This window comes from Streptomyces sp. NBC_00341 (assembly GCF_041435055.1).
In the GTDB taxonomy this organism is placed as follows: Bacteria; Actinomycetota; Actinomycetes; order Streptomycetales; family Streptomycetaceae; genus Streptomyces.
The window spans coordinates 3,112,432-3,138,848 of record NZ_CP108002.1 but is presented as its reverse complement, the minus strand read 5'-3'; the positions used below and the strand labels follow the sequence as shown (position 1 = coordinate 3,138,848).

General features: G+C 68.3%; 28 protein-coding genes. 13 read left to right on the top strand and 15 right to left on the bottom strand.

Going from position 1 to position 26,417, the window contains the following annotated elements:
- Nucleotides 1-54 precede the first annotated feature (54 nt).
- Complete coding sequence (locus tag OG892_RS14020) at nt 55-1,095, bottom strand: oxidoreductase (RefSeq protein WP_371629331.1); 1,041 nt, start codon at nt 1,093-1,095, stop codon at nt 55-57.
- Nucleotides 1,096-1,156: 61 nt separating this feature from the next.
- Between OG892_RS14020 and OG892_RS14015 the strand changes: the two genes are divergently transcribed.
- The 3 genes from OG892_RS14015 to OG892_RS14005 all read left to right on the top strand — a co-directional run bounded on the left by OG892_RS14015 (nt 1,157) and on the right by OG892_RS14005 (nt 3,069).
- Nucleotides 1,157-1,804, top strand: coding sequence for a TetR family transcriptional regulator (locus OG892_RS14015; RefSeq protein ID WP_371629330.1), 648 nt, complete (start codon nt 1,157-1,159; stop codon nt 1,802-1,804).
- Nucleotides 1,805-1,927: 123 nt separating this feature from the next.
- Nucleotides 1,928-2,311, top strand: coding sequence for a hypothetical protein (locus tag OG892_RS14010; RefSeq protein ID WP_327337052.1), 384 nt, complete (start codon nt 1,928-1,930; stop codon nt 2,309-2,311).
- 155 nt (nt 2,312-2,466) lie between these two features.
- Nucleotides 2,467-3,069, top strand: a complete 603-nt coding sequence (locus tag OG892_RS14005) for a dihydrofolate reductase family protein (protein WP_371629329.1) — start codon at nt 2,467-2,469, stop codon at nt 3,067-3,069.
- 25 nt (nt 3,070-3,094) lie between these two features.
- On the opposite strand, the gene OG892_RS14000 is transcribed toward OG892_RS14005, so the two are convergent.
- Nucleotides 3,095-3,895, bottom strand: coding sequence for an alpha/beta fold hydrolase (locus OG892_RS14000; RefSeq protein ID WP_371629328.1), 801 nt, complete (start codon nt 3,893-3,895; stop codon nt 3,095-3,097).
- 416 nt (nt 3,896-4,311) lie between these two features.
- Here OG892_RS14000 and OG892_RS13995 point away from each other — a divergent pair, with 416 nt between their 5' ends.
- From OG892_RS13995 to OG892_RS13965, 7 genes are all read left to right on the top strand, one after another.
- Complete coding sequence (locus tag OG892_RS13995) at nt 4,312-5,835, top strand: hypothetical protein (RefSeq protein WP_371629327.1); 1,524 nt, start codon at nt 4,312-4,314, stop codon at nt 5,833-5,835.
- A 98-nt stretch (nt 5,836-5,933) separates the two neighbouring features.
- The gene (locus tag OG892_RS13990; RefSeq protein WP_371629326.1) at nt 5,934-7,169 is read left to right on the top strand and encodes a 26S protease regulatory subunit; all 1,236 of its coding nucleotides are present in this window, start codon (nt 5,934-5,936) and stop codon (nt 7,167-7,169) included.
- A complete protein-coding gene (locus OG892_RS13985; protein WP_371629325.1) occupies nt 7,166-8,290 on the top strand; it encodes a tetratricopeptide repeat protein in 1,125 nt (374 codons plus the stop codon). The genes OG892_RS13990 and OG892_RS13985 overlap by 4 nt, the downstream gene beginning before the upstream one ends.
- 194 nt (nt 8,291-8,484) lie before the next feature.
- Nucleotides 8,485-8,682, top strand: coding sequence for a hypothetical protein (locus OG892_RS13980; protein ID WP_328866942.1), 198 nt, complete (start codon nt 8,485-8,487; stop codon nt 8,680-8,682).
- Between the two features lie 150 nt (nt 8,683-8,832).
- Nucleotides 8,833-9,084, top strand: coding sequence for a hypothetical protein (locus OG892_RS13975; protein WP_371629324.1), 252 nt, complete (start codon nt 8,833-8,835; stop codon nt 9,082-9,084).
- Between the two features lie 515 nt (nt 9,085-9,599).
- On the top strand, nt 9,600-10,010 hold the full coding sequence (locus OG892_RS13970; RefSeq protein WP_371629323.1) for a hypothetical protein: 411 nt from the start codon (nt 9,600-9,602) through the stop codon (nt 10,008-10,010).
- Entirely contained in the window at nt 10,007-12,163 is a 2,157-nt protein-coding gene (locus OG892_RS13965; RefSeq protein WP_371629322.1) for a tetratricopeptide repeat protein, read from the top strand. The genes OG892_RS13970 and OG892_RS13965 overlap by 4 nt, the downstream gene beginning before the upstream one ends.
- Before the next feature lie 23 nt (nt 12,164-12,186).
- Here OG892_RS13965 and OG892_RS13960 read toward each other — a convergent pair whose 3' ends face one another.
- The 6 genes from OG892_RS13960 to OG892_RS13935 form a co-directional block, all read right to left on the bottom strand.
- The gene (locus tag OG892_RS13960) at nt 12,187-13,038 is read right to left on the bottom strand and encodes a methionyl-tRNA formyltransferase (protein WP_371629321.1); all 852 of its coding nucleotides are present in this window, start codon (nt 13,036-13,038) and stop codon (nt 12,187-12,189) included.
- A 102-nt stretch (nt 13,039-13,140) separates the two neighbouring features.
- A complete protein-coding gene (locus OG892_RS13955; RefSeq protein ID WP_371629320.1) occupies nt 13,141-13,758 on the bottom strand; it encodes a DUF6879 family protein in 618 nt (205 codons plus the stop codon).
- Nucleotides 13,751-14,020 carry a hypothetical protein gene (locus OG892_RS13950; protein WP_371629319.1) on the bottom strand — a complete coding sequence of 90 codons (270 nt, stop codon included), beginning with the start codon at nt 14,018-14,020 and terminating at the stop codon, nt 13,751-13,753. Before OG892_RS13950 ends, OG892_RS13955 begins: the two co-directional genes overlap by 8 nt.
- A gap of 266 nt (nt 14,021-14,286) precedes the next feature.
- Nucleotides 14,287-14,679, bottom strand: coding sequence for a hypothetical protein (locus OG892_RS13945; RefSeq protein WP_371629318.1), 393 nt, complete (start codon nt 14,677-14,679; stop codon nt 14,287-14,289).
- A 1,318-nt stretch (nt 14,680-15,997) separates the two neighbouring features.
- A complete protein-coding gene (locus OG892_RS13940) occupies nt 15,998-16,189 on the bottom strand; it encodes a DUF397 domain-containing protein (RefSeq protein WP_371629317.1) in 192 nt (63 codons plus the stop codon).
- Complete coding sequence (locus tag OG892_RS13935; RefSeq protein WP_371629316.1) at nt 16,186-17,034, bottom strand: helix-turn-helix domain-containing protein; 849 nt, start codon at nt 17,032-17,034, stop codon at nt 16,186-16,188. Before OG892_RS13935 ends, OG892_RS13940 begins: the two co-directional genes overlap by 4 nt.
- A gap of 220 nt (nt 17,035-17,254) precedes the next feature.
- On the opposite strand from OG892_RS13935, the gene OG892_RS13930 reads away from it, so the two are divergent.
- The gene (locus OG892_RS13930) at nt 17,255-17,875 is read left to right on the top strand and encodes an ATP-binding protein (RefSeq protein WP_371629315.1); all 621 of its coding nucleotides are present in this window, start codon (nt 17,255-17,257) and stop codon (nt 17,873-17,875) included.
- Between the two features lie 195 nt (nt 17,876-18,070).
- On the opposite strand, the gene OG892_RS13925 is transcribed toward OG892_RS13930, so the two are convergent.
- Nucleotides 18,071-18,814 (bottom strand): HNH endonuclease, encoded by a 744-nt coding sequence (locus tag OG892_RS13925; protein WP_371629314.1) that lies wholly within the window; start codon nt 18,812-18,814, stop codon nt 18,071-18,073.
- Nucleotides 18,815-18,975: 161 nt separating this feature from the next.
- Between OG892_RS13925 and OG892_RS13920 the strand changes: the two genes are divergently transcribed.
- Nucleotides 18,976-20,187, top strand: coding sequence for a DNA cytosine methyltransferase (locus tag OG892_RS13920; RefSeq protein WP_371629313.1), 1,212 nt, complete (start codon nt 18,976-18,978; stop codon nt 20,185-20,187).
- On the opposite strand, the gene OG892_RS13915 is transcribed toward OG892_RS13920, so the two are convergent.
- From OG892_RS13915 to OG892_RS13890, 6 genes are all read right to left on the bottom strand, one after another.
- On the bottom strand, nt 20,122-20,577 hold the full coding sequence (locus OG892_RS13915) for a very short patch repair endonuclease (RefSeq protein WP_371629312.1): 456 nt from the start codon (nt 20,575-20,577) through the stop codon (nt 20,122-20,124). The genes OG892_RS13920 and OG892_RS13915 overlap by 66 nt on opposite strands.
- 358 nt (nt 20,578-20,935) lie before the next feature.
- Nucleotides 20,936-21,136 (bottom strand): PIN-like domain-containing protein, encoded by a 201-nt coding sequence (locus OG892_RS13910; protein WP_371631634.1) that lies wholly within the window; start codon nt 21,134-21,136, stop codon nt 20,936-20,938.
- 101 nt (nt 21,137-21,237) lie between these two features.
- Nucleotides 21,238-22,218 carry a NaeI family type II restriction endonuclease gene (locus OG892_RS13905; RefSeq protein ID WP_371629311.1) on the bottom strand — a complete coding sequence of 327 codons (981 nt, stop codon included), beginning with the start codon at nt 22,216-22,218 and terminating at the stop codon, nt 21,238-21,240.
- A 470-nt stretch (nt 22,219-22,688) separates the two neighbouring features.
- Nucleotides 22,689-23,543, bottom strand: coding sequence for a methyltransferase domain-containing protein (locus OG892_RS13900; RefSeq protein ID WP_371629310.1), 855 nt, complete (start codon nt 23,541-23,543; stop codon nt 22,689-22,691).
- 121 nt (nt 23,544-23,664) lie between these two features.
- The gene (locus tag OG892_RS13895; RefSeq protein ID WP_371629309.1) at nt 23,665-24,153 is read right to left on the bottom strand and encodes a GNAT family N-acetyltransferase; all 489 of its coding nucleotides are present in this window, start codon (nt 24,151-24,153) and stop codon (nt 23,665-23,667) included.
- 83 nt (nt 24,154-24,236) lie between these two features.
- Nucleotides 24,237-25,241, bottom strand: a complete 1,005-nt coding sequence (locus tag OG892_RS13890; protein ID WP_073738267.1) for an SEC-C domain-containing protein — start codon at nt 25,239-25,241, stop codon at nt 24,237-24,239.
- 183 nt (nt 25,242-25,424) lie between these two features.
- On the opposite strand from OG892_RS13890, the gene OG892_RS13885 reads away from it, so the two are divergent.
- Nucleotides 25,425-26,129, top strand: coding sequence for a class E sortase (locus tag OG892_RS13885; protein WP_371631633.1), 705 nt, complete (start codon nt 25,425-25,427; stop codon nt 26,127-26,129).
- The last annotated feature ends 288 nt before the right edge of the window (nt 26,130-26,417 follow it).

Below are 26,417 nucleotides of genomic sequence, written 5' to 3'. Positions count from 1 at the left end.
GGGGTGGGCGGGGAGGGACCCGTCAGGCAGAGGCGGGGCGGGCGGGGAGGGACGTCAGGCAGGGGTGGGGAACACGTACCGCACGCCCGTCGCCCGTTCCGAGAGCTCCCACAGCCGGCGGCCGGTCGCGGCGTCGGCGGCCCCGGCGGACAGCTCCACCCGCGTCGGCCCGCCGCGCAGTTCCGCCATGCCGTCCGGCCCGATGAACTCGCCGCCCGCCACGCTCGGGTCCGTGGCCGCGTACAGCTGTGGCAGCGCGCCCTGGGCCGGGTTCTGGGCGAGGGGGGTGAGGAGGTGGCCGAACAGCAGCTTCACCGGGCCGACGGGCCCGTCGGTCTGGAGACCGGTCGCGGTGTAGCCGGGGTGGGCGAGCACGCTGCGTACCGGGCTGCCCGCTTCGCCGAGCCGGCGGTGGAGCGCGTGGCCGAAGACGGCGTTGGCGAGCTTCGACTGGTTGTAGTACCCCATCGGTGAGTAGTGGCGTTCGCCCGTGAGGTCGTCGAAGAAGAGGCTCGCCTTGCGGTGGTTGGCCGAACTCACCGTGACCACGACGGGATCGATGCCCGGGGTCAGCAGGTCGAGGAGCAGCCCGGTCAGCGCGAAGTGGCCGAGATGGTTGGACGCGAACTGCGACTCGTGGCCCTGCGGGCTCAGTGACCGGGGCGGTGCCATCACCCCGGCGTTGTTGACGAGCACGTCCAGGCGCGGATGGGCGGTGCGCACCACAGCGGCGAAGGCGCGCACCGAGTCGAGGTCGGCGAGGTCGAGGCGCCGCACCTCAAGGCTCGCGTCCGGGTGCTCCGCGGTGATCCCGGCGACTGCCCGCCGGCCCTTGTCCTCGTCGCGGACGGCGAGGATCACGTGCGCTCCCCGGCGGGCGACCGCGCGGGTGGTGGCCAGGCCGAGTCCGCTGTTGGCGCCGGTGACGACGAAGACCCGGCCGGTCTGGTCCGGGATCAGCTCGGAGGTCCACCGCCGCCGTTGCCGATTCCGCCGTCCCTGCCCCTGCCCCTGCCCCTGTCCCTGTCCCTGCCCGCGCCCCTGCTGCTCCTGCTTTTGCCTCTGCTCTTGCCCTTGCTCCTGCCGCTGCGTCATGCGGCACAGACTGCCCCTGGTGGCACTTAGTGTCAAGATGCTACTGAGTGCCATTGGGGGCATGAAGTACCCTGAGTGGGTGAGTACCCGCCCCGAAGTGACGATGGCCGAGCGCAAGCGTCAGCTCGTCTCCGAAGAACTGACCGAAGCCGCACTGCAGTTGCTGGCGTCGAAGGGGTTCGACGCGGTGACGATCGACGAGATCGTGACCGCTGCGGGCGTGTCCAAGCGGACGTTCTTCCGGTACTTCGCGTCCAAGGAGGACGTCGTCGTCCGCTTCCTGGCCGACATGGGTACTGGTATCCGCGCGGAGCTCGCGGCCCGCCCCGCAGAGGAACCGCCGTCCGTCGCGTTGCTGCACGCCGTCCGCGTCCCCCTCGCGGCCTGCGCCGTCGACGCCGACTCGGACAGGGCGCTGCGCGTCGTCCAGCTGATCCTGCGCACCCCCGCCCTGCTCGCCCGCTTCCTGGAACGCCAGGCGCAGTGGCGTGACGACCTGGCGCAGGAGCTGGCCCGGCGCCCGGGTCCGGAGGCGGAATCCGGCCTCTATCCGAGGCTGGCCGCCGGAATGGCGCTGAACGCCTTCGACGCCGTACTGCACCGGTGGAGCGCGAGCGAAGGGGCGGAGGACCCGGCCGACCTCATCGTCCAGGCCTTCGCGGTGATCACCCCGGCGCTGGACGCCGTGCGAGGGCAGCAGAAGTCCTGATCGTCCCCCGCTGTCCGGAATCCGCCGCTCTTATTGCACGCTCGTCGAAACACGGGCCGAGGGCGCGGCAGCGGCCCCAGGGTTGACGTAGTCACTGACCGACCCGAGCAAACGGGGGACACCATGCTCACGCTCAAGAACCTCAGCCGACTCGCCGCAGGCTCCGCACTGATCGCCGGCACGCTCGTCCTCGGGAGCCCGGCGGCCCACGCCGCCGGCTGCTCCGGGGGCAGTTCGGGGATGAACTGCGGCAACTACGCACCGACCGGCCTGCTCAACCACCCGTGCACCGAGCCCTCGGCCACCTGCGGCAACCGCATCACCCAGGTCGACACGCTGCGCAGCACATACAGCTGGTTCAAGTGCTACGTGCGAGGCGAGAAGCACAGCGGCGGCAACAACGTCTGGTACTACACCAACGGCGACGACCACGGGGCTTACGGCTACATCCCGGCGTCCCGCGTCTTCACCAGCGTGGACCCGGCGCCCGGCCTCCCGTACTGCTGAGAAGGCCCCCTGCACCCCGCCCCGGGGTGCAGGGGGTGCCCTGGGGCGGGGCGGGCGGAAGCCTCGATTCCCGTTGCACGGCGGGCGGGTCTGTCTGATCATGAGCGCCGAGGACCGCCCGCCCCGTGGCGGCCGCCGTGGACGAAAGGCCCTCCGTGCGCAAGCTCGTGTACTACATCGCCGCCACCCTGGACGGTTTCATCGCCGGCCCGGACGGCGCCGACCCCACCGGTCCGGACGGATTCTGGCCGATCCCGGAGGACTACATCGGGCACATGATCGCCGAGTACCCGGAGACCCTGCCGGGCCCGGCCCGTACCGCGCTGTCCATCTCCGCGCCGGGCACGCACTTCGACACCGTCCTCGAAGGCCGCAGGTCCTACGGGATCGGGCTCAAGGCCGGCGTGACCGACGCCTACCCGCATCTGCGGCACATCGTGTTCTCCCGGACCCTGGGCGAGAGCCCGGACCCCGCGGTGGAGGTCGTGGCGGACGACCCGGTGGCCCGGGTCAGGGAGCTGAAGCGGGCGGAGGGCAAGGACATCTGGCTGGTCGGCGGCGGGGAACTCGCGGGCGCCCTGTACTCCGAGATCGACACCCTGATCGTCAAGCTGAGCCCGATGACCATCGGCGCGGGCATCCCGCTCTTCTCCGACAAGGCGACGTTCAGCCCGAACGCCTGGACGCTCACGGATCACCAGGTCCTGGACAGCGGGGCGATGTTCCTGACGTACGACCGCGCTCCCGACCGGCGCTGAATCGCCGTTCCCGGCACCCTGCCCCTCAGCCGATTCCGGCCAGGAACCCGGAGATCAGGTCGTGCAGCGCGGCAGGCCGCTCCAGGTGCAGGTCGTGGCCGGTACCGGGGAGGCAGGCGGCCTCGGTGGCTGGGCGCCGGCGCAGCATCTCGTCGACCTCCTGCGGCGGGACGAAGCCGCTCTGGCCCAGGACGAGCAGGGTCGGGCAGGTGACGGAGTCCCACTCGTCCCAGAACGGGCGCTGCGCGTTCTCCGTGATGGCGCCGACCATGACGTCCCGGTCGAACCGTGGCCACCAGCCGCCCTCGCGTTCCTCCAGTCCGCCCGCCCAGCCCTCACCGAGCGGTCCGCCGCCGAAGAACCGGACGGCGGCTTCGCGCGAGGCGAACGGCGTCGGCCATGTGTCCAGCCAACTGCCGATCTTGGAAGAGGTGTTCGGGTCCGCGACAGCCGGACCTGCCTCGACGAGGACGAGCGCGCGTACGTAGGCGGGGTGCGCGGCGGCGGTGAGCATGGCGGTGTGGGCGCCCAGGGACTGGCCGATGAGGACGGGCTGTCGCAGTCCGAGCTGATCGGTCACGGCGACGACGTCCGAGACATAGGCGGCGCGGGAGACATCCCGCGGACGGCGTTCGGCGGCGCCGTGCCCGCGTTGATCGACCGCGACGATCCGCAGTCCGGGGCTCAGGGACCGGGCCATGGTGTCCCATTCACCGGCGTGGCCCGCCAGCCCGTGCAGCAGGATGACAGGCTGCCCCGGCCCGCCCCAGTCACGGCAGACCAGCCGGACACCGTCCCGCGTCACCGTGCGCTCGGACCAGGACATACGGGCCTCCAGGGCTGGGGGAGCGGGTCTCACATTGAGCCGACACCTGGCATCAGGCGCCTGGCACCAGGCACCAGGCACCAGGCACCAGGCACCAGGCACCAGGCGCCAAACGCCAGGCACCAAACGCCAGGCACCAAACACCGGGCGTAGTGCCATCCTCCCGTGGTGACGCCTGCCTTGGCCGAGTGCGGCCGGGGCCTCGGTGTCGCGCTCTGCGGCCCCGTGGCTCCGTGACTCGCGTGGACTGGTGGTCCGCAGACGAATTATCGTTCCGGTTTGTCCTTTGAGGTCCAATACGCATAGATTTCCGCCACGTTGTGCGCCAGCTGTTCCCCCTGGAACGCTGTTCGCCCCTGGAACGTGGTCGAGCGGCAGCGAGACCCGTCATCCTCGGCTGGGAGGGCTCCGCCCACATGTCCGCAACCGTCGACCGGTGGACCACAGCACTGCGCAGAGCCTGGAGGGACGGCACACTGTGGCCGTGGTGCCTGGCGGCCGTCGCGGCGGTCTGCGGCTACGCCGTGGCCACCGTCTTTCACCCCGGGTACCTCAGTGCGGACAGCAACACCCAGCTGTGGCAGGCGCTGGGGGACGAGCCCGTGAACGACTGGCACCCCCCGGTGATGGCGCTGCTGTGGCGCGTCCTCATCCGGATCACGGGAGACTTCTCCGCCATGGCCGCGCTGCAGGCCGCGGTGCTGTGGGGGTCGCTGTGGGTCCTCGCCCGCCTGGTGTGGAAGAGGTCCGGCAGCCGGGCGCTCTCCCTCGCGGTGCTGGCCGTGGGCCTCGCGCCGCACATCGTGAACTTCACGGGGGTGGTGTGGAAGGACGTGCACCTGGCGTACGCGCTCCTCGCCGTGCTCGCGATCGCGCTCACCGTGCGCGAGCTGCCGCGCGACCGGGTCGTGAGCCGCTGGGCCCTCCTGGTGTCGGGCCTGCTGTTCCTCGTGTACGCCGCCCTGGTGCGCAAGAACGGTGTCCCGGCCGTGATCCCGGTCTTCGCCCTCCTGGTGTTGGCCGCCTGGCCCACCCCTGGCCGGCGCCGCTGGCTGGCCGCCATCGGGGTCCTCGCCGCTGTCGTGATCGCCTGCGGCGCCGGGGTGTCCGCGGCCACCACTCCGCTGGCCACCCGCGTGTACGCGGTGATCCCGGTGGACGACCTCGCGCACGTGCTGACCCCGGACCAGATGCGATCGGCGGCGGAACAGGCGCACACGGGAACGGACTTGCGGGACCGTCTGGTCGCCACCGCCGCGGACTGCCAGAAGCGGAACATCGCATCGGACGCGTACCTGCAGTGCTTCCCGCACACCAAGCCGTTCGACGTCACCTACCTGGATCGGCACGCCGACGTCATCGTCCGGATGTGGGCGCAGCAGATGCCGCGCCACTGGAAGGGCTACGCCGAGTACCGGGGCCGGGTCTTCACCAAACTGCTCTTCCAGAGCAACCAGACCTTCTGGAACGGCACACATGCCAACGCGGGTGCCCGACTGCATCCCCTGGTGCGGAAGCAGCCACTGAACGACACACTGAGGTTCGCTCTGCAGAACTACGTGAGTGGCTTCACCCGCGATCTGCCGATGCTCTTCCAGGGCTGGTTCTGGCTGGCCGTCTCGCTGGTGCTCGTACTGCGCCGCCGCTGGGCGGGTCCCTACTCCCGGGAACTGCGCCTCCTCGGGGCGAGTTCGCTCCTGTACATCCTCGCCTACCTGCCCACGGCGCCCGAGTCCAACTACCGGTACGTGTACTGGCCCGCGCTCTCCGGGACCATCGCCCTCACCCTCGTCGCGACCGGCTTCGTGACACGTCGCCGCGCGGCGGCGGACCGCCCGGCCGCTGTGCCGGACGACCGACTCGACGTGCCACGGGCGGCCCTGCCGCCCGAGGCAGCTCCGGCGGCAGGGCCGCGCGAGGGCGCAGAGGCCGCTCTCTGACCGCCCGGCGTGTGGCGTGAGCAGCGGCAGCGCCGGCCCCGCGCACTCCACGCCCAGGGCCCCGGGGTGTGTCGTACGGCGCCGCTAGTCTGTGGATCATGCCGGACGACTCCCCTCTCATACAGAGCCTGCGCACCGCGGTCGCCGCCGCCCCCGCCGATGTGCCCCTCCGGCTCCACCTGGCCCAGCTCCTGCTGGAGGCGGACCGGTCCGACGAGGCCGTCGCCGAGGCGGCCGTGGCTCTGCAACACGCGCCGGGCGACGCCCACGCCCGCGACCTGATGGCCAGGGCGATGGATGCGCCGCCCCCGTCCGCGCCCCAACCTCCGCGAAAGCGGGCCGGGTTCGACTGGAAGGCCGCGGAGGAGCAGGTCGGGGACGCGGTGCCGCCGCGGTTCACCGAGACGCCGGTCCGCGCGGACGGGCAGGACGACTCCGAGGGCGCCGACGCGTGGGACGTGGAGGACCCCGGCACCGTACGACTGGCCGACGTCGGCGGCATGCAGGAGGTGAAGGACCGCCTGGACGCCGCCTTCCTCGCCCCGCTGCGCAACCCCGAGCTGCGCAAGCTGTACGGCAAGAGCCTCCGCGGCGGCCTGTTGCTGTACGGGCCGCCCGGCTGCGGCAAGACGTTCATCGCGCGGGCGGTGGCCGGCGAACTGGGCGCCGCGTTCCTGTCGGTGTCCGTGAACGACGTGCTCGACATGTGGATCGGCAACTCCGAACGCAACATGCACGAGGTCTTCGAGACGGCCCGCCGGCAGGCGCCCTGCGTGGTCTTCCTGGACGAGCTGGACGCCCTCGGCGCCAAGCGCGGCCGCACCGGTCACAGCGGCATGCGCAACGTGGTCAACCAGCTGCTCAGCGAGTTGGACGGCATCGACTCCGCGGCGAACGAGGGCGTCTTCGTCCTGGCCGCCACCAATGTGCCCTGGGACGTGGACAACGCCCTGCGCCGCCCCGGCCGCCTCGACAGGACGATCCTCGTCCTCCCGCCCGACGGACCCGCCCGGGAGGCGATCCTCCGCTACCACCTGCGGGACCGGCCCATCGAGAACGTCGGACTGGGCAAGCTGGTCAAGATCACCGAGGGCCTCTCCGGCGCGGACCTGGCCCATGTCTGCGAGGTGGCGGCGGAGCGTGCGCTGCTGGACTCGGTGCGCACCGGAACCGTACGGATGATCGGCATGAAGGACCTGCTGGCCGCCGCGAACGAGGTCGTGCCGTCCGCCGAACCGTGGTTCGCCTCCGCGCGCAACGTGGCGATGTTCGCCAACGAGGGCGGCATGTACGACGACCTGGTGACGTACCTGAAGAAGAGGCGCAAGCTGTGACCACGACCCTGCACCCCGCGGTGGAGCGGGCCGACCTGCTCATCGACCTCAAGCGGTACGAGGAGGCCAGGGAGCTGCTGGCCCAGCGGCTCGCGGAGGACCCGGAGGACATCAAGGCCTGGGTCGAACTCGCCCGGAGCCATGTCGAGGACAAGGAGAACGGCGCGAAGGCGCTGGAGGCGACCGAGCGGGCGCTGGCCCTGAACTCCCAGGACATCGGGGCGCTCCTCATGCACGCGCGCGCCCTGCGCGTCGGCGGCCGCTTCCCGGAGACCGAGGGCGTGCTGCGCGAGGCGATCCGGCTGGCGCCCGACTACTGGTTCAGCTACGCGCGGCTCGCCGACTGGCTGTGGCGCATCAGGGTGATCACCTCCGGACGGGCCAACGGCCGCCAGGTCCCGCGCGAGGACATGGAGGCCGCTCTGCGGGAGGCCGACGTCATCGCCCAGGAGGCCATCCGACTGGCCCCCGAGCAGGTGTACGCCTACGAGGTGGCCTGGCTCATCGCCGACATGTCCGCCAACCGGAGCGCCGCCGCCCGGCTGGACGAGGCGATCCTCCGGCTGGACCCGCAACACGAACAGGCCCTGGCCCGCCGGACGAAGGCGGCGGCGACCGCCCCCGGCGTCAAGGCGACGGAAGCCGCCACCCTGTACGCCGACGCCCTGGCCGCCACCCCGGACTCCGCCCCCATGCAGCGCGGACTGGACGCGGCCTCCTACCGCCTTCTGCGCGGCCTCCGCTGGCTCGCCCTGCTCTGCCTGGCCCTGGCCGCCACGGGCATCGACCTGTTCGCCACGGACGGGGACACCCAGCGAGAGCTCCCCCTGGTCCTCGGCCAGCGCCTGTGGGACCTCGTCCCGATGGCGGTCATCTGGGCCCTCGGCGCCCTGCTCCGCTACCGCCGCCTCCGCGCCGGCATCCGGGTCAACCTCCGCTCCCTCATCCGCCGCATGCCCTGGTCCCGCATCGTCCTGGGCCAGGCGGCATGGGCCATGCTCTGCGCGCTGCTGATCACCCAGATCCCCTGGACGGAACGCACGATCCCGCTCGTCCTCTTCTGGGCGGGCCTGGTGCCGGCGGTGGCGACGATGTGGTTCGACCGGCCGAAGGCCACCTGAGCCGCAGGGAGGGAAGCGGCGCGGGGCCCCAGGCAGGCTGTAGGTATTTGCGGACAGCTCAGTAATGCCACCGGTTCGCACTGGCCTGATAGCTGCACGTGATCTTCCGTCCGGCCGCGTCAGTGGTTGTCGCCCCGACATCGGCGTTCCTGCAGAACTGCCCGGCGTGGTAGCAATTGCCCGCGTTGGAACGGATGCTGCAGACCTGCGTCGTGGTGGAGCCCCCACCCGTCGCCGTACTCCCACCCGAACTGGAGCTGCTGCCGCCGCTGCCACCGGACGAGGACGATCCGCCGCTGCTGGACTTACCGCTGGAGGAGGCGCGCGGCGGGTGCGCACACGACTCGCCCGCCTCCACGATCTTGAACGAGAGCTTGGTGGAGGTGCCGTAGGTACCGGCGGACGGGCTCTGTGAGCACACCTTCCAGTTGGACGTGTGCACCACGGAACGCCGCAGCTCGCTCGCGTCGGCGTACGAAACAGACCTCACGTGGTGTCCGCGAGCGTCCGCCACGGCCTTGCCGAGGTTCCACCCGGCATAGGTGCCCACCGTCTCCTTGACGACAGGCTTCTTCGAGGGGGTCGCGGACGGGGACGCGGAAGCGGTGTCCGAGGGCGACACCGAAGCCGTCGCAGAGGGCGAAACCGATGCCGATGCCGACGCGCTCGCGGAAGCCGAAGCCGAAGCCGAAGCCGAAACAGAAGCCGAGGTTGAAACCGCGTCCTGGTCCCCGTCGGAGCACGCCGAGATGCCGACGGAGAGGGCCATGAGCCCGACCACCAGGGCTCCGTAGGCCCGGCGTTCCTTCCTCCCGCGCTTCATGCCCTGGCCACCGCCGGATATCGAAGACCTCGGTGCATCGCGAAGAGACATGCCGCCCCCTAGTTCTCGTTCTCGAACGCTGCTGCTGCCCCACGCTCGCGTGCTGTGTCGCGGCGTGGATGCGCGCCGGCCTCCGAGGTGTGAGTCACCCAGAGCGCCAGACCGGTGAGATCTTAAGACTTTGTGAGGATCGTGTGCAGCTCGTCTCGATATTTCGTGACGACGCATCGATCTTTCTGGCACGCGCCCAAGCGGAAGGGGCAATGAGCCAGGGCGTCAGGGCTGCAGTGCTCCGAAGCTCGGCCCCGGAACAGGGCGCGGCAGCGTGCCGCACAAGCACCGCGGTGGCTGAGCCGACCGCGGACTACGCGCCGGTCCGTGGCAGTGGGCCGAGGGCGGCGCGAAATGTCGCTGAAAGTCCGGTGTACTGGGACCCCGTCGGCTCCATAGAGTTGTCAATCCGGCCGGATTGAGGGAGGGCAAAGGATGGACGCGGAGATCACCCTTTTGGCAGGCACAGCCGGGACGATGATCGCGACGCTGCTGGCGACCGACACCTGGAACGGCGTGCGGAACGGCGTGATCACGCTGTGGAGACGTGTCCGACCGGACCACGAGGACCAAGTCGCCGCACAGCTCGACACATCGCGCCGGGACCTCCTGGGCGCGCGGAGCAGTGGTGACGAGGAGACCGGGCGGGAGATCGCGGCGGAGTGGCAGGGCCGCATCCGCCGTCTCCTCGTCGCCCACCCCGAACTGGTGACGGAACTGCACTCCCTGCTGGCCGAGCTCGACCCCGGCACACCCTCCATCCCGACCGTCACCCAACACGCGACCGCCTCCGGCAGTTCACGCGTCTACCAGGCCGGCCGCGACCTGAACATCGACCAGCGGTGACCGGCCGCAACGACGGACGCGCCGCTGATCAGGGGCGCGTATACCAGGCTTCCGGTGATCAGCACATCACCGAGCACCACCATCACGGCGCCGCCTGGGCTGGCCCGGACTCGGTGCGGCATCCGCCCATCGGCCGAGCACCAGCGATCCTGAGGGATCGTGGCGAACTCATCGGACGCCTGCGGGAGGCGGTGACCGAGGGTGCCGGAAGCACCGTGTTCGTCCTGCACGGCCTGGGAGGGTGCGGAAAGACGGCCGTGGCGTGCGCGCTCTTCGAACACGCCACCCGGGAACGCGGACGCCTGGGCCTGTGGGTCAACGCCTCCGATCAGGCATCCCTGCGGGCCGGAATGCTAGCTGTGGCCGCCGACCGCGGCGCCGGCGACGGAAAGCTGATGGCCGCGCGCAACGGCTTGCGCGCGGCGGCAGACTTGGTCTGGGACCATCTCGACCGGTCCGACGTGCCATGGCTGCTGGTGCTGGACAACGCCGATGACCCAGCAGTGCTACGGGACGGCGGATGGCTGCGCACCAGCCCTCGTGGAACCGTCCTCGTGACCACACGGCAGGCAGCCGGCCACTGGTGGCCCGCCGCCGAGCTGCTGTACGTGGATGTCCTGCCGCGCGAGGAGGCGGCCCAGGTCCTGCGCGACCTCGCCCCCGGAACGGGTTCCGCCGAGGACGCGGCCGCCATTGCCGACAGCCTGGGCCGCCTGCCGCTCGCCCTGACTCTCGCTGGTGGGTTCCTGGCACACCAGGTGATCGCACCCTGGACGATGGAGGAGTACGGGCGTCGCCTGCAGGAGCGTCAGGACCCCATCGAACTGATCGACCAGGGAGCCATCGAGGCGGGCAACGATTCACGTCACCTGGTCAGCGGAACGTGGCAGCTTTCGCTGAACTCCCTGGCCGGGCAGAACCTGCCCGAGGCTGTCGCCCTGCTGCGCCTTCTGGCCTGCTGGTCGAACGACCCGCTACCCCTGTCGCTGCTGGCCGACGCCCGGCCCGACCTGCCTCTGCCCGCCGACCGGGTGGAACTGGCGCTTCGGGGGCTGCTTGACCACTCGCTCACCGAACTCGTTCCCGGCGACATCCGCTGCTTGCGCACGCACGGAGTGCTGCTCGACAGCGTCGCGCGCGTCACTCCGGCCGGGGAACGCGACCAACTCGCGTTCGCGGCGGCCGGACTTCTTCTGCACTCCCTGCCCGCGTCCCCGGAACGCGGCTTGCGTGACAGCCTGCTCACCATCCTCACCCCGCATGTCCTGGCGCTGCTCCGCCGCGTCATCACCTGGCCCGAGACCACAACCGGCACCGCCGAGTCCGCAGCCACCTGCGCCCTGCGCCTGGTGACGGCCCAGCATCGCTCCGGCGATTACGCGTCTGCGCTGGCCACGGCCGAACAAGCGACGGCTCTCGTGCGACGACGACTGGGAGACGATCACGTCCTGGTACTGCGACTGCGGCAGCGGACAGGGAAGGCTACCGATCGTCTCGGGCGCCTCGAAGAGGCAGCCAATCTCCACCGCGAGCTGCTCGACGACCTCGAACGGGTCTGCGGCCCCGAGGCGCTGGACACCCTGACCAGCTGTCTCCATCTGTCCCGCCCGTTGGTCTGGCTCGATCAAGTGGCGGAAGCCGTGCAGTTGATGCGCCGGGCGGTTGCCGGGCGAGCAGCACTGTTGGGACCGCGGCACCCGCTGACGCTGGAGGCGAGGGCATGTCTGCTTGAACTTCCTCCCGGCCCGGACTTGGACCATGAGGCACTGGCAGGAACGGATTTGGTCGCCGACTGTCGCCGTGAGCTGGGCCCGGACCACCCGATCACGCTGTCGGCCGATCTCAACTGCGCGGGAGCGCTGCTCAACACCGGAAAGCACGCCGAAGCGCTGCTGTCGGCCCGCCGTGCGCTGGCGGCACACGAACGTCGGTTCGGAGCCGACTACCCCATCACACTGTCGGCACGAAGCCTGCTCAGCAACGTCCTGAACACGGTCGGAGAGCACCGGGAGGCCATCGAACAGGCTGAAGTCGTCAGGGAATGGCGCGAGCGCGTACTCGGTCCGGAGCACCCGTGGACGAGGGGGATCCGGGACAAGCTGAGGCGGTACCGGCGTTCCCTGGCGGAGGCAACGTCGCCGGACCCGAACTGACACGCGGCAGTACGGCGCCCGTTTCAGGAGCCGGAGTCCGCCACCCGTACGGACTCCGTGATCCACACGGGTCCATCCCCACACATCACCTTGATCCCGTCCGTCGGCTGCAACGATGTGCGCAGAACCCGCAGACGACGGTCAGCCACCATGGCCACCGGGCCGGATTTTCCCGAACTGCCGAACCTGATGGCGCGCACCTGGTTGTGGATCACTTCCCTGGCGGTGTTCCAGTCGATCTGCGAGAACTCGGGTTCCATCCACCCCGCGTAGGTGGCAGAGCTCTCCTGCTGCGGCGTACCGGGCGATCCGGCTACGGCCAACGAGAGCGCGCGGGGCAGAAGTCGCTCGATGTATCGGTCGACCTCTTCCCACAACAGCTGGGGGGCGACATCGTCACCCAATGCGATCCCTGCCTCCTGAGCCAGGATCCCGCCGGAGTCGAATTCGCTCTCCATCCAGTGGATGCTGATGCCGATTTCCTTGTCACCGTTCCTGATCGCCCAGTTGACCGGAATGGGGCCTCGATATTTCGGCAGCATCGACGTATGCACGTTGATGGCGCCCAAATTAGTCGACCGAAGTACCGTCAGTGGCAACTTCCAGGGGAATCCGTAGCAGACGATCAGATCGGCCTGGTACCCCGCGACGATGTGCGGCAACAAACTCTTCCGCCCCGGAATCAGTAGATCCATCCCGGGCGGCAGCGCATCGACGATCTCGCCCACGACGTCGCCCGCACCGCGTCGCGTCGGTTCGCCCGGCCGCAGCGATCGAGCATGCAGGTAAGCGACGGGCGTGTGCCCTGCCTGCTCGCACACGCTGTGCAGGAGGGCGAATCCCTGTGCAGAGTAGGAAATCAAGATAACGCGCATATGTAGCCCTTATAGTGCGACCGGCCTTCGACTGAAACCCTCAACCTTCAACCCTCAAGCCCATCCGGGACTCTCCACCGAGTCCCGCACGATTACTCTGCTCTACTCCTCGGTCACAGCCGGCGGAGGCAACTGGGCGACCCGGCGAGTGAAGTAGTCGTCCAACGGCTCGCCGGCCCGGTGCATCTCCTGGATCGTCTTCCGCCACCGGGAGATGTCGCGCGGATCGTCGAAACGAATCCCGCCCGCGAGTTTCCCGTCGCCGTCATACAGCACCTCGTACATCACCGAGGAGCCGAGGACCACGACCTCCGGAAGCGGGTGCTGCGCTTCGTACCCGAGGATGCCGTCCCGGCCGAGGACTCTCGTGTCCTCCCCGCACTGGGCCTTCAGGTGCAGGAGATGGAGCTCCCACTGGAGGTACGGAGAGATGGGCTCCTCCACACAGCGGACACGGTGAAGGGCGAATCCGCTGCCGGCGATGCGCCGGAGGTACTCCTCGTAGTGGCCCCGCTGTCCCTCGATCAGTGTCAGTGACTCGTCCCAGTGCCCCTTTCGGAAGGCCTCCCAGCTTTCCACCCCGGGCTCCTGGAAGCTCTGCTGACGTTCGAGCTTCCAGAACCCCTCGGAGCCTGACCGCCAGAAATGGCGACCGAAGTCCTCGGAGTAGTCGTCAAGTCCGAGGCGCTGACCGGGGCCGTCGGTCTGTGGGCTAAGCATCGGGAAGGTCTGCCTTCGCCGCAGCAGCTGTCCTGCGGGGGATGACGACGATCCGCTCGTCCGGGGCGACAAAGAGCCCCGGGGGAAGGCCGGGCAGGTAGGAATCGGTGAGATCGCGGCCAACGACGGCGATGTCCCCGTTCTCCAGTTCCCAGATGTCCGGGCATCCCTGCTCGCCGCCCGTGGTCCCGAGCTCGGCGGGGGATCTGCCCAAGCGGCGAACCAGCGGCGAAGAAGGATCGGCTTCCCAGCCCCGAGTCATCACGGCTCTCCATTCAGTCCCCCCGAAGGTAACGGAGATCACACCCGGCACAATGTCAGGCAGCGACTTCCGGCCACCGGAACACAACAACTCGTCCCGCTGCATCGACCGGACACGGCGGGCGGACCGCGGCGAAGCTGCCCGGCAGCAACGACCGGACTCGCGCCGGGCTGATCGTGACAGCGTTGAATGCATGTGCACCGCCGTCCCGTCCGGCCCAGGGCTGCCGCGAAGTCCAGCGGTGGGGTGGACGGGACGCGCCCGCATCACGGTCCCCGCCAACAACCCGAAGCGCGTTTGACCGCGTAGGCGCACAGACGGGCGCCGTAGAGGTCCAGGGCGTCTTCGGGGTCCGTGGCGTAATGGTCGGCAACCTCCGCCCAGCGGTCCCAGCTGTAGAGGCGGGCGTGGCGGCGGTCGTCGTCGGTGCGCTGCGGCTCGCGTAATTCCGTTGCCGTGGCGCGTTGCCGGAGCCATGCCTGCCACGCCGGGTTACCGGTGGGCCCGGGGGTGTCCGGGTGGGCTTCAGCCGACGCCGCCTCGTCCGGAGCGGCGTCCATCCGGTTACGGAGTTGGGCGGTGATGTAGGCGGCGGGCCGCGCGGGGCGCCAGGAGAGCCACCAGGATGTCAGCTCGGCGGCGATGTCGTGAGCCTCCATGCCCCGGTCGATCAACGGCCTCAAGGCATAGGCGAGTCGGCGCAGACCTTCGCTCTGCGCCCATGGGATGTGCGGTCGGACCTGAGCGGCGATCCGGATGTCGGTGGCGACCTGTAGCGGGCTTCTCGATGTCGGCCTTCCGGGGAGGGAGGTGGCCCGAGACCTTGCGCGCCTGCGCGGGGTGTTCTTACACTTCCCCGCCACTTCAATCCTGGGTACGTGGGGGTGGGTGCCCAGAGATTGGGGCTCACGCCCTTGACCATCAGAACTGCCCCCTGCTGAGTTGTGCACAGGCGGCGCCGGCACTCCGACCACCCGGGCCGTGAACCCCAGACCGTTGGTCCGGTTCCCGTGCGCCCGGTCGTAGACACAGGGGATGGTGGCCGCGTAGATCGTTGCCGTACCCGTGTACGGACGCCCGGGGAGTCGCAGATTGCGTCGTGACCCGTGCCGTACCCAGACCAGCGCCCCCAGTTCTCGCAGGTATCCGATGTGACGCTTGACGGTCGCCCTCGACAGAGCGCAGCGGGCGGCCGTGCCGTCGAGGTCGTAAAGGACGGTCCCTGCGGCGTAGTCCATCCGCCCAGCCAAGTCCCGCGCGATACGTAACGTCGCTTCGCCGGCCCTTGGATGGAGCCCGGTCTTCTCGACCAGCCACGCCACGGCTCGCAACCATGCCCGGGGTTGAGCATGCCGGGCGGTGGTCGCGAACACCTCCTGCAACGGCCGGGGGACGGGTTGCCAATGCGGATCCGGGCATGACTGGGAGACGCGGCGCGGGGCCGCGTCGAGAGCACGACGCATGACAGTCCAGGAATTGGAGGGAGGGCAGGCCACGGCAGAAGCGCGGGGCGCATGGCGGAAGGGCTCTGCGCGGTGGCTTCAGTACATAAATGATCCCATGACAGGGTCAAACATGTAGCGAATCAAGGAGATGCGACGGGGGAGACGCTTCTGTCGTCCGCCGACGTCTCGGTATCTTTGCCTTCACGACATGGGCGAAGGAGAGACATGGCCACCCCACCCGAGCGACTTCTTGACACCGGGGGTGTCGCGGAGGTTGCGGGGATTACGCCGGCCACCGTTCGCCTGTACCTCAAGCGCACCCGCAAGCGCGTGACTGACGGTCTCCGCGTCAGGCCGGCGGACTTCCCCCTCCCTGACGATCAGTTCGGCCGCTCTCCCGCTTGGCGGGAGGGCGCCATCAGGGCTTGGCTCGCTGTTCGCCCGGGGCGGGGGCGCGCCACTCCGGATGTGTAGGTGCCCGGTGGACCGCTACTGGCCGGTCGGGCTGAGTGGAGTCCTGGAACGTAGCGGTTCATCCACACCTCAGCGACGTCACGAAAGCCGTCCAGGAACTGCGGCCCACGGATATGTGAGGGCCTTCCCGGTCCTTCGAATCCCGCACGCCGACCGAGTAGTGCAGCTCAGCCACTTCGACGCACTCGCCCCCCGTGCCGTTGCTGTAACTGCTCTTGCGCCACTGGGGGAGAGGAGGGAATTGCGTCATCGGTCATGCTCCTTCAGGGTCGCGCGCATCAACGAGGCCGATCGTTCAGGGCTGAGAGCCAGGGCCCTGAGATGGTCGAACGCCTTGGTGTACAGGCTGACATCCGATGCAGCCTCCAGGTAGACCGAGTCGGTCAGACCCTCTCGATAGACGACGTCAGGGTCCTCCTGCTCGGGAAACCCCAGGATCGTGAACGGGCCTGTCGCCGGATAGGCGCCTGCGTCGAAGGGCAGGACTTGCACGGTTACGTTGCGCAAGGCTGTAGCGCCCAGAACATGACTGATCTGGGCGGCCATGGTGGATCGGCTGCCGACGACGTGCCTGAGGACACTTTCATGGATCACCGTCCAAAGGTCCGGCGACGGGGCGGTAGTGAGTAGTTGCTGCCTGCGCATCCGCACTTCGATGAGGCTTTCGATCTCCTCCTCGGAGTGGTCGGCGGAGGCTCTGCTCAGCGCGGTTGCGTACTGCGGCGTCTGGAGCAGGCCGGGAACGAACTCGCTCTGGTAGCTGCGCAGGCCGGACGCCGCTTGCTCAAGACCCACGTATACGGAGAACCAGGAGGGGACCGCTTCGCCGTGGGCGTGCCACCAGCCCTTGGTCTTCGACTCCTTGGCGAACGCCTTGAGCAGATCACGAAGTTCGACTGATGTTCCGTAGAAGCGGCAGAGAGCATCGATGTCCGAGGGCTGTACGCGGCCCAGGCCCGTCTCCAGCCGGTTGACCTTCGATCCGCTCCAATCGAGCTCCTTGCCAACATCGTTGCAGGTGAGGCCACTTTCCTCGCGGAGCTTCTTCAGCTCGATAGCCAAGCGGCGCCGACGCGCGGTGGGGGATCCGGACACTTCAACTCTCCTTGTCCCAGTGAGGATTCCATCTCATCCCGAACCGGCGCAGGGTGTCATCACTCGTACGAGCGAATCTCTCCGTGCATATTGCACGGCGGGATTTTCAGGCTGCATTCTTGGCTGAGGCAACCGTGAGTAACGATTCATTGCGATGAGTGATGAGTGGTGCTCGCTCGGCGGGAGGAGTTGGTTCGTGGTGAGTGGAATCGGAGCTTGCATGACGCGAAAGCCCTGGGAGCTGCCGTTCCTGGCGGAGCCCGAGGAGGTAGCCGGCCTGAGGCGCGTCATCCGGCTGCACCTGCGGTTGTGGGGTCTCTCGGAGGTGGTGGACGCTGCCGAGATCTGTGTCAGCGAGCTCGCAGCGAATGTCATCACGCACGTCGGTGAAGGAACGCCGGCGACACTCGTCGTCGAGATGAACGGCACGCATCTTCGAGTGGCGCTCAGGGACCCCGACACCCGAGTACTTCCGACGCTTGTGCACGCGGGGCCGGACGACGAGTCGGGGCGCGGAATGGCGTTGCTGGATGCCGTGTCGGACCGGTGGGGCGTCATCCTCGGCGCGGAGTCAAAACTGGTCTGGTGCGATCTGGCTACATCGCTCTCCACGCCGGATGGCCATGTTGACGACCGGCGGGTCGCCAAGGGCGAGGCGTGTTTGACGCTCTACTCCGGCGCCGGGGGTGAGGGCGGGCGGGTAAGCGTGGCCGTCATGGAGGAGGCGGCGATCGAACTGATCACTGACCTCCTTCATTGGCTACGCGTTCACGGCGCCGACGTGGACGAGGCGCTGGACCGGGCCCAGACACATTTCGAGACGGAGGCCGGCGCAGCCTGAGCCGGAGTGCCTGATGGAGCGCGTCGGGATCTCGTCCGAGCGGTCGGCCTGGCAGCAGAGTAACGGGCCATCGACCCAGTGGTATTTGCTCTGCTCTATCAGCATGCACGACCTGTGTAGTCGGCCATGGGCATGACCGTATCCAATGGGTAGGTACGGAGAACGGGCTGTGTGATCCGCCGCGAGGATCTCGGTTCAGAGGGAGCTGGACTGGTCCATTTCGGTCCGCAGAGTGTCGGGGGTGCGCCAGGATTCTCCAGAGCGTCGCTTGTGGCACATGCGGTGGCAGTTGGCGCAGAGGAAGGCCAGGTCATCCAGCTTGGTCTCACGGGGGCCAGATACGTGAAGGGGCAGGCGGTGGTGAACTTCGATGTAGCCCTGGCCGAGAGGCCCGTAGACCTGGCCAAAATCGAAGGTGCAGACCTCGCACCGCAGGGGGTGACCCAGCTTCACTGCCTGTCCGATCTTGCGCGCCCGGAGGCCGCGGTCGCGTTCGCGGTGCAACGCCCAACGGGTGAGAAGGCGGCCTTCGACCGCCGAGTTTCCTTCTTCATCGAGTTCGTCTGGCTCTGGAGGAATCCTGTGGAGCTCGCCTGTGCCGATGCCCAGCCGCAGACCTTGGGCAGCCTCAAGCATCTCCGAGGGCCGTGCGATGAAGGCTGCGATCACTTCCTTGTCCAGGCGTCCTCCCTTGGTGGGAGCGCCGGCATACGCAGGGTGGTTCGTCGCCAGGTCGGTGGTCTTGTGGCTGACGCTTCCGGTCGACCTGAACTGAGGGGTCGCTTGCGCGACGCCCTCGTGGATCGGCAAGGAGCGAAGCAGGTCCGAGAGGTCAAGCACACGTGGGTCGCGCTCCCTGAGCTCACTCCAGCCGTTCTCGACTACCAGGGCGCAGGCCAGCAACAGCTCGTCGTGGGTCCACGCGGGGATTCTAGGCATGGGCCATATCGTATGAGTGTTCGCTGTCACTCGTGGGGCGGTCGGAGTGCATTGATGCGTGACGCACACTTGAAGGCGGTCGCGTTGTCAGTGGGGTCTGTCACCCTCTGTGATGACTGGTGGGAAGCCGTGCCAGTCGGGCTCGTTTGAAAGGAGGGTGTATGACCAGCACCAAGAGGACGTTCACCTCGGTTGAGATCTGCGCTGGGGCGGGCGGGCAGGCCCTAGGCCTGCACAATGCGCTATTTCGACATCTCGCGCTGATCGAGATTGATCCCCATGCCGTGGAAACCCTTAAGGAGAATGTGGAGGGTAACCCCGAGTGGGAAGGGTGCATGGTCAAACAGGCCGATCTGACCAAGCTCGATCCGAGGGAGTTGAGGCTTGAGTTGGGACTGGACCCGGGCGATCTTGACCTCTTGGCCGGCGGCGTTCCTTGCCCGCCATTTTCTGTCGCAGGCAAGCAACTGGGGCGGGACGATGAGAGGGACCTCTTCCCGACCATGCTCGACCTTGTCGGCGAACTGGAGCCGAAGGCCGTACTAATCGAAAACGTTCGAGGACTACTGGAGCCAAAAGAAAAGTTCCAGGGGTACCGAGAGGAACTGCTCGAACGCCTAGAATCCATGGGCTACGAGAAATGTTACTGGGCCGTGCTGGAAGCAAAGGACTACGGCGTTCCGCAACTCCGGCCTCGCGCCATTCTTGTGGCCTTGAAGCGGGAGTACATCCCCTATTTTGCTCCTGCCAAGCCAAGGAAGCTCAAGCTGCGAACGGTGCGGGCAGCGCTAGACAAGACGATGGCAGCCCGGTTCGCTGAGGTCGATGACCCGCGCGCAGCAGAGGCGCTGAAGACCTGGCGGGAGAAGGCGCTTAAGGGGGTTGCTCCCACGCTCGTGGGCGGGTCCAAGAAGCATGGTGGTGCTGATCTAGGCCCAACCCGGGCGAAGAAGGCATGGGAGGCGCTTGGTGTCTGTGGGCTGGGGGTAGCAAATGACTCAACCGAAATGAAGCGGCAGGAAAGCCAGGAGCGTGATCTTTTCGCCGCCGCGGGCCCCAAGCTCACCGTTGAGCAGGCTGCGATCATCCAAGGGTTCCCTCAGTACTGGAAGTTCAAGGGAAAGAAGACTGCCGCCTACCGGCAAGTGGGAAATGCCTTCCCGCCACCGGTGGCCCAAGCGGTTGGTGAGCAAGTCATCGCCGCGCTTAGGGGTGCCCAGGACGCCGGTGTTGTCGCTCCAGTTCGACAGCAGAGCACAGCGGCTGGCAACCGGGATAGCGAGTTGCTCTTCGGGTTGACCGAGATTTCAGTGCCGGCTGTCCCGAATGCGACCGAGCGCAGCAGTGATCGTGAGGGCGCAGCCGTCGGCTGACTCGTGTTCCCAGAACCGAAGCACTGTCCATCCTGCTGCTTGAAGCTGTGTGTTGGTGTCCCGGTCTCGGGTCATGTTTCGCAGAACCTTGGCTGACCAATAGTTGGTGTTGGTCTTGGGCGGGACATAGTGGTCTGGACAGCCATGCCAATAACAACCATCGACGAAAATGGCTAGCTTCGCCGGACGGAAGACGATGTCTGCTGTCCGGCGAAGGTCTGGCAGGGGCTTTGCGGCCACTCGGTACCGGAGGCCCTGAGCGTGAAGGACTCGCCGGATCAGAAGTTCCGGCTTGGTGTCCCGGCTGCGGATCGCCTGCATGTTACGGCGTCTAGCGGCGGATGAGGCCCAGGATCCTTCTGGAGCTTGCCAAGTCTTGTCGCTAACCATTTTCAGGAGTGCCAGCTTTCTTAAGGATACGTCGCCTCTCCTTTGTGCAGGAATTCGCTTTCCGTGTATTTTCCCCATTCTAGTGTAAGCCCAACTCAAGATCACGGGGCCCGCGAGTCCTCAGCCTGTATCCCGAGGGTTCATCGACGCGCTATCGGGTCTGTCCCGAATTTGGCGAGTCAGGGTTCCGGTCGCCAAATAGGGCTTCGATCTGGGATAGGATATCGCCGACTTCGGTGCCTGGCGATATGTCTGGCGATATGGTGAAGTCGTGGTCTGACGGCTTGGAGATCTGCTTCCCTAGCACTCGCTGCGCGAGTGGCCGGGCCTCCTTCACTTCGGCTTGGCATCGCGCGGCTTATTCTGAAGGATCGATCCGTCGGCCTTCCTGTGGGGCCTTTTGTCTTTCAGTAACTACATGATGGCGATTCTGAGAGAATTCGAGACCTGCCTGGTGCGAAATCCGCAGTGGCGGCTGGACGCCCTGGAGAGCGTCCAGCGCCCGTCGGTGGGCAGAGAGGGTCTGCGCGTAGAAGCGGAGCAGGGCGCTTGTGCCTATTGCGACGGCTCCGTCTGCGAATAGGGGGCCCTTTCAGGTCACTGCCCACTCCTGCCTTGGGTAGGTGCTGCAGGGTGGTCTTCTCCTCGGAGTGGGAGACGTTACTGAGCTGGCTTGCCCCTGCCCGCCTGGGCCTCTGGAAGCTTTGGCGCCGCTTCGACTGCGTCACCAGGATCGGCTACGACCCAGAGCTCTCCGTCGATCTCGGCCTGAGGGCGACCTCGGTGCTCGGGCCGGGCGCGCACGATGCGGTGTGCGACGAACTCTCCCTCCTCTGGTACCGGTCCGCCGAGATCTCTGGCTACTGCCTGGTGGCTGCGGTAGTCACCCAAGATGATGATTCCGTCGGGACGCAGTGCGGGACGGGCGCGCCCCTCGTCTCCCTCGCGTACTCGCGCCATGTAGTCGAGCTGCTGGGCAGCGGTACGTACGACGCCGCGGCCGATTCGTTTGCCGTGGACGGCACGGAACAGCTCACGGACGCGTTCCTGACCCTTTTTCTTTCCAGGGAGCAGGATGCGTGACCGGGTTGATGGGGAAAGGTGGAGCAGAACGTTCTCCGGTAGAGCGGCATCCTTCCAGAGCCACGTGATCTTATTCCGGTGTTCTGCCTTGATAGTGAACTTCATGTCCCGGTTGGTGCCGACGTTGAGCCATTCACGTTTGATCCGCAAGAGGCCGACGCTCCAGAGGCTTTGATAGTCGTCAGCCCAGACGAGCAGGCAAAGATGACCTTCGGCCTCAGGAGGAATCATCCAGGAGCCAAACTTTTGCGAATACTTACAGTCGACGTCGATTCCCTCGATGCAGTAGTCCATTTCGTCGCCGTCGTTGAACTGGAACTCGCGCTGCAGGTTGATCTCAACAAGCGTTCCCGCGTGGGTCTTCTCGGTCTTGAACAGGGTGGCCCAGTCGTAGCGTCCCGTGGCTTCACCGTTGAGCAACTGGTCGATGGTGTCCCGCAGCACGCGGGCAAGGCGTCTGCCGTCGGGATCCAGTTGGATCAAGTGCTGGTATACCAGCATCAGTTCCGGATCATCACAAACACCCGATACCGGTCCAGGAGGTTCGAAAAGTGTCACTTGTTACCTTTCGTGGCTCTGTGCGGATGGCTACCTAGCTTGACTGCCGGGGGTGGGCGCAGAGTTCCCACAGAGACAAGTTGTTGTCACGAAGACGTCCTGGGCGCGGCTGTCGTCCTTCGCCCGAAAGCGAAGGAGCTGTCGTGTTGCGCCGATGGCCGACCTCGGTGGGATGAGGGTGAAGATCAAGTGATCTTCGAGGAGTCAGCCACGCCAAGTGATGCTGCCGCGCGACCCGGCGCTCAGAAGGCCATGGCCAGGGTGGGCTGCTTGCTTAAGACAAGTGTCGGGCGCTCGGGCTTTGTGTGGCCCACCAGGGCATCGTGCGGAGGCCCATGGCGAGTGTTTCGGCGAGGCGAGAGAAGACATCGCGGTTCGATGGTTTCCTTGTCATCTGGATCTACGTGCACGGCGCTCCTGGTCGCACTCCAGCCCCCGCGCAGTAGGCGCGGGCGGAGCGCGGGCGACGATCACCCGCCCGCGGCGACACTGCCCGCCGGGTTCACCGCGACCGCCTTGAAGAACGTGTAGTGGAAGGTCCCGTGGGCCAGTGCCGTGCGGTGCAGGTCCGTGATGCCCTGGTTCCAGTCGGGCTCGGTCATGAGGTTGGCGGCCAGTGCCTCGTCCCGGACCGCTTCGACCATGGCGATGAACGTGTTGCGGGTGAAGCCGTCGACCAGGGTGGGGCGGGTCTGGTCGGCGTACACCGTGCGGGGGCGGACCACGATGTCGGCGTATCCGGCGCGGGCCAGCAGTGGATGTAACTGCCGGCCGATCAACGCGTCTCCGCCGGCGGCCGACTGCAGTTGGACCTGGCAGTCGATCACTGCTCGGGCCAGGGTGCTGGCGGGGTGGAAGAGTGCGGAGCCGTGATCCCCTTCGACCACGGTGATGGTGCCACCGGGCCGTAGTACGCGCCGGAGTACGGCCAGCGCCCGCCGGGGGTCCGGCAGGTGTTCCAGGACGAAGCAGACGAAGACGTGGTCGAACTCCGCGGGGGAGAAGGGGAGGTCGAACAGGTCGGCGTGGTGCCACTCCACGTCCGCCCCGGGTGCGTGGTCCGCGAGACGGGCGCGGGCCTGTGAAAGGGATTCGGCGGAGTGGTCGACCGCGGTGATCCGGGCCTCCGGGGCGGCCTGGGCCAGGTGGACCGTCTGGGCGCCGACCCCGCAGCCGATCTCCAGTACCCGGCTGCCGGCCGGGTAGGCCGTGCCCGCGTGCAGCAGGGCCGCCAAGGTGTCCGCCTGGTCGCCGAGCCGGGTCGCCTCGCGGTCGGAGTACCCGTGGACGTAGTCGGCCGTCGTCATCGCCTCAGGTGATGCCATCGCCCCATTCTTACGGCAACCGGGTGGCGGTTTCGGCCTGTTGGACAGGTTCGACCGGGACCCGTCGGGCTCGGCCCACGCGCGTCAACTTGCGTGCGCTGCCTACTGGTTCATGGTGCTGCTACGCCGGTAGCTCCCGTACGTACGCCAGGCCCCGCTTCCCGCTCAGCAGTACCTCCTCGCCCGTGGGGACGAAGCCCGTCCGGATCAGGACCGCGCGGGAGGCGGTGTTGGTGACGGCGGCCGACGCGCGGAGCGAGGTCAGGGCGTACGTCGTCGCGCTCAGTTCGAAGATCTGGTGGACCGCCGCCGTGGCCAGGCCGCGGCCCGTCGCCTTCTCCGCCAGGCGGAAACCCAGGTCCGCCGTGCCGTCCGCCACGTCCATCAGGTTGAAGCGGCCCAGCACCTCGCCGTCCTCCGTCACCAGGAGGTGGAAGTGGTCGGTGCCGGCCGCCTGTGCGGCCAGCAGGGCCTCGTGGCGGGCGGCGAAGTGGGCGAAGTAGTCGTCGCCGCGGTCCGAGATCGAGGCAGTGAAGAAGGCGCGGTTCTCCTGCTCGAACGTGAGGAGGGCCGGGGCGTGGTCGGCGCGCAGCCGCTGGAGTTCGGGCATGGCGGGACCGTACCCGGGCGGTCGCCGCCCCCGCATCCGGTATTCGGGCGGGGCCCGGCGAGCGGCAGGCAGAGCAGGCGCCCCTACAGCGCGCCCCCGTGGCAGTCCCGGTACGACCGCCCCGTGCCGCACCAGCACGCCGCGCTCCTCGCCGGGGGCCACGGGACCGCGCGGCCCCGGGCCGCCAGGGTGGTGGCGTACTGGGGGAGCAGGTCCGGGTCGGCCGGGGAGGCGGCCTCCGAGGCGGCGAACGCCTCGTACGACGGGACCGTGCCGGTCACGATGCCGAGGTTCGGGGTGCCCGTCGCATGGAGGTCGCGCAGGGCCGCCTCCAGGCGGGCCAGGTGGTCCGGGTGGGAGGCGTACTCGCTGCCGAGGCTCGGGTACGCGGTGAGGAGCTCGTCCAGCTCGGCCTGCGGCCAGTGCAGCACCGCCACCGGGAAGGGGCGGGAGAGAGCGGTGCGGTAGGTGCCGAGTTCGGCGCGCAGGCGGGTGATCTCGGCGCGCAGCTCGCCCGGGTCGGAGGAGCCCAGGGCCCACAGCCGCTTCGGGTCGTGGAGTTCGTCCAGCGGGACGGCCGCCGTGTGCAGGGTGTCGGCCAGCTCGTCCCAGGCGTCGTGCCGGACACCCATCAGCCGGCGGACCCGGTGGCGGCCGGTCAGCAGCGACTGGGTGGCGTACGGGACTTCCTCGCCCGGGGCGATCAGCAGGGTGAGGGCCGTGGAGAAGTAGTCGTGGGCCGACTCCAGCTCGTCGTGGGCCTCCAGGGTCTCCGCCGCGATCTCCCAGGGAGCCGCCTCCAGCGGGCCCGCCGCGCGGATGCCGTCGATGATCGCGCGGGCCTCGGCCTCGTGCCCGTACTCCCAGAGGTTGGCGGCGTTGAGCGCCTTGACCAGGTGCGGGTGCTCGGTGCCGGGAGCGCTGAGCAGTTCGTCGTAGAGCGTCGTGGCGCGGGCGCGCTCGCCGGCGAGCTCCAGATGGGCGGCGGCCTGGAGGAGCAGCGGCTCATGGTCCTCCGGGTACCGTGCCGCGGTGCGCAGCAGGCGCTCGGCTTCGGTGATGTGGTCGGCAGGCGTGTCGGGGCGCATGAACCACACCGTACTGCGGTAGGGCCACGGCACGGAGAGTTGTTCGGGCTCTGGAGAGTTACGGGGCTTGGCCCTATCGTGCGGGCCGTGCGTCAGCGGATACGTGAGCGGATACCGGTGGTGGTGCAGCGGAACTCGCGGGGGCGGCGGGCCGCTGTGCGCGGGCTGTGGACGAGTGCCGAAATGGTGGTGACCCTCGGCGTCGTTCTGCTGCTGCTCGTCGCCCATCAGCTGTGGTGGACCAACCGGCAGGCCCGTGCGGAGGCCGCCGACACCGTGCACGCCCTCCAGCGCGACTGGGGGGAGCCGGCCCCCGAGCCGTCGCCGTCGGTGGTGCCCGAGGCGCCTGCGGACGACAGTCCCGCCGTGTCCACGGGGGAGACGGGCGATACGAAGGGCCGGGGCGCGGCCCCGGCCGCCGTTGCCGCGCCCCGCCGGTCCCAGGCGTACGCCGTCATCCGCATCCCGCGTCTCGGGCTGACCGCGCCCGTCGCCCAGGGCGTCAGCAAGCGCGATGTCCTGGACAAGGGGTACGCCGGGCACTACCCGGGCACCGCGCAGCCCGGCGCCTCCGGGAACTTCGCGCTCGCCGGGCACCGCAACACCCACGGCGAACCGTTCCGCTACATCAACCGGCTGCGCTCCGGTGACCGGATCACCGTCGAGACCCGGGACGCCGTCTACACGTACACCGTCGACAAGATCCTCCCGCAGACCGGTGCCGGGGACGGCGGGGTGGTGGCCGCCGTGCCGCGCAGCAACGTGAAGCCGTACGTGGGCTATCGGACCGCCGGGTCCTATGTGACGTTGACGACGTGCACGCCCGAGTTCACCTCCCGTTACCGGCTGGTGGTGTGGGGGAAGCTGACGGATGTGCGGGGTAGCTGAGGCGCTGAGGTGAGGCGCGCTGTCCTGCCCACGAGTCCTGCCCACGAGCGGTGCGTGCCGGTGCCGCGCGCGACGTGAGACCGGTGGGTGTGAGGCAGGCGGGGTGGCCGAGGGGCTTGCTCCTCGGCCACCCCGCCTGCCGTTCCGCTCATACAGACGGGCCTCGCAGGCCGGCCGGCTCCTCGAAGGTGGTGGCCCGCTCACTCCCCCGCGGGGGAGCCGGTCACCGAGGACGGCCAGGCTGTCGGCAGGGCATCGGCGCGGCGGAGAACGTGCCGGGTCCGCTGC

Coding starts and splice junctions, on each gene's coding strand:
- OG892_RS13945 (WP_371629318.1), bottom strand. CDS start 14,679: ATGGAGGCTCACGACATCGCCGCCGAGCTGACATCCTGGTGGCTCTCC.
- OG892_RS13940 (WP_371629317.1), bottom strand. CDS start 16,189: ATGACGCAATTCCCTCCTCTCCCCCAGTGGCGCAAGAGCAGTTACAGC.
- OG892_RS14000 (WP_371629328.1), bottom strand. CDS start 3,895: ATGTCCTGGTCCGAGCGCACGGTGACGCGGGACGGTGTCCGGCTGGTC.
- OG892_RS13955 (WP_371629320.1), bottom strand. CDS start 13,758: ATGCTTAGCCCACAGACCGACGGCCCCGGTCAGCGCCTCGGACTTGAC.
- OG892_RS13970 (WP_371629323.1), top strand. CDS start 9,600: ATGGACGCGGAGATCACCCTTTTGGCAGGCACAGCCGGGACGATGATC.
- OG892_RS13900 (WP_371629310.1), bottom strand. CDS start 23,543: ATGGCATCACCTGAGGCGATGACGACGGCCGACTACGTCCACGGGTAC.
- OG892_RS13915 (WP_371629312.1), bottom strand. CDS start 20,577: ATGGTTAGCGACAAGACTTGGCAAGCTCCAGAAGGATCCTGGGCCTCA.
- OG892_RS14020 (WP_371629331.1), bottom strand. CDS start 1,095: ATGACGCAGCGGCAGGAGCAAGGGCAAGAGCAGAGGCAAAAGCAGGAG.
- OG892_RS13885 (WP_371631633.1), top strand. CDS start 25,425: ATGGTGGTGACCCTCGGCGTCGTTCTGCTGCTGCTCGTCGCCCATCAG.
- OG892_RS14010 (WP_327337052.1), top strand. CDS start 1,928: ATGCTCACGCTCAAGAACCTCAGCCGACTCGCCGCAGGCTCCGCACTG.
- OG892_RS13995 (WP_371629327.1), top strand. CDS start 4,312: ATGTCCGCAACCGTCGACCGGTGGACCACAGCACTGCGCAGAGCCTGG.
- OG892_RS13920 (WP_371629313.1), top strand. CDS start 18,976: ATGACCAGCACCAAGAGGACGTTCACCTCGGTTGAGATCTGCGCTGGG.
- OG892_RS13890 (WP_073738267.1), bottom strand. CDS start 25,241: ATGCGCCCCGACACGCCTGCCGACCACATCACCGAAGCCGAGCGCCTG.
- OG892_RS13950 (WP_371629319.1), bottom strand. CDS start 14,020: ATGACTCGGGGCTGGGAAGCCGATCCTTCTTCGCCGCTGGTTCGCCGC.
- OG892_RS13960 (WP_371629321.1), bottom strand. CDS start 13,038: ATGCGCGTTATCTTGATTTCCTACTCTGCACAGGGATTCGCCCTCCTG.
- OG892_RS13980 (WP_328866942.1), top strand. CDS start 8,485: ATGCTGCAGACCTGCGTCGTGGTGGAGCCCCCACCCGTCGCCGTACTC.
- OG892_RS13990 (WP_371629326.1), top strand. CDS start 5,934: ATGCCGGACGACTCCCCTCTCATACAGAGCCTGCGCACCGCGGTCGCC.
- OG892_RS14015 (WP_371629330.1), top strand. CDS start 1,157: ATGAAGTACCCTGAGTGGGTGAGTACCCGCCCCGAAGTGACGATGGCC.
- OG892_RS13930 (WP_371629315.1), top strand. CDS start 17,255: ATGACGCGAAAGCCCTGGGAGCTGCCGTTCCTGGCGGAGCCCGAGGAG.
- OG892_RS13925 (WP_371629314.1), bottom strand. CDS start 18,814: ATGCCTAGAATCCCCGCGTGGACCCACGACGAGCTGTTGCTGGCCTGC.
- OG892_RS13895 (WP_371629309.1), bottom strand. CDS start 24,153: ATGCCCGAACTCCAGCGGCTGCGCGCCGACCACGCCCCGGCCCTCCTC.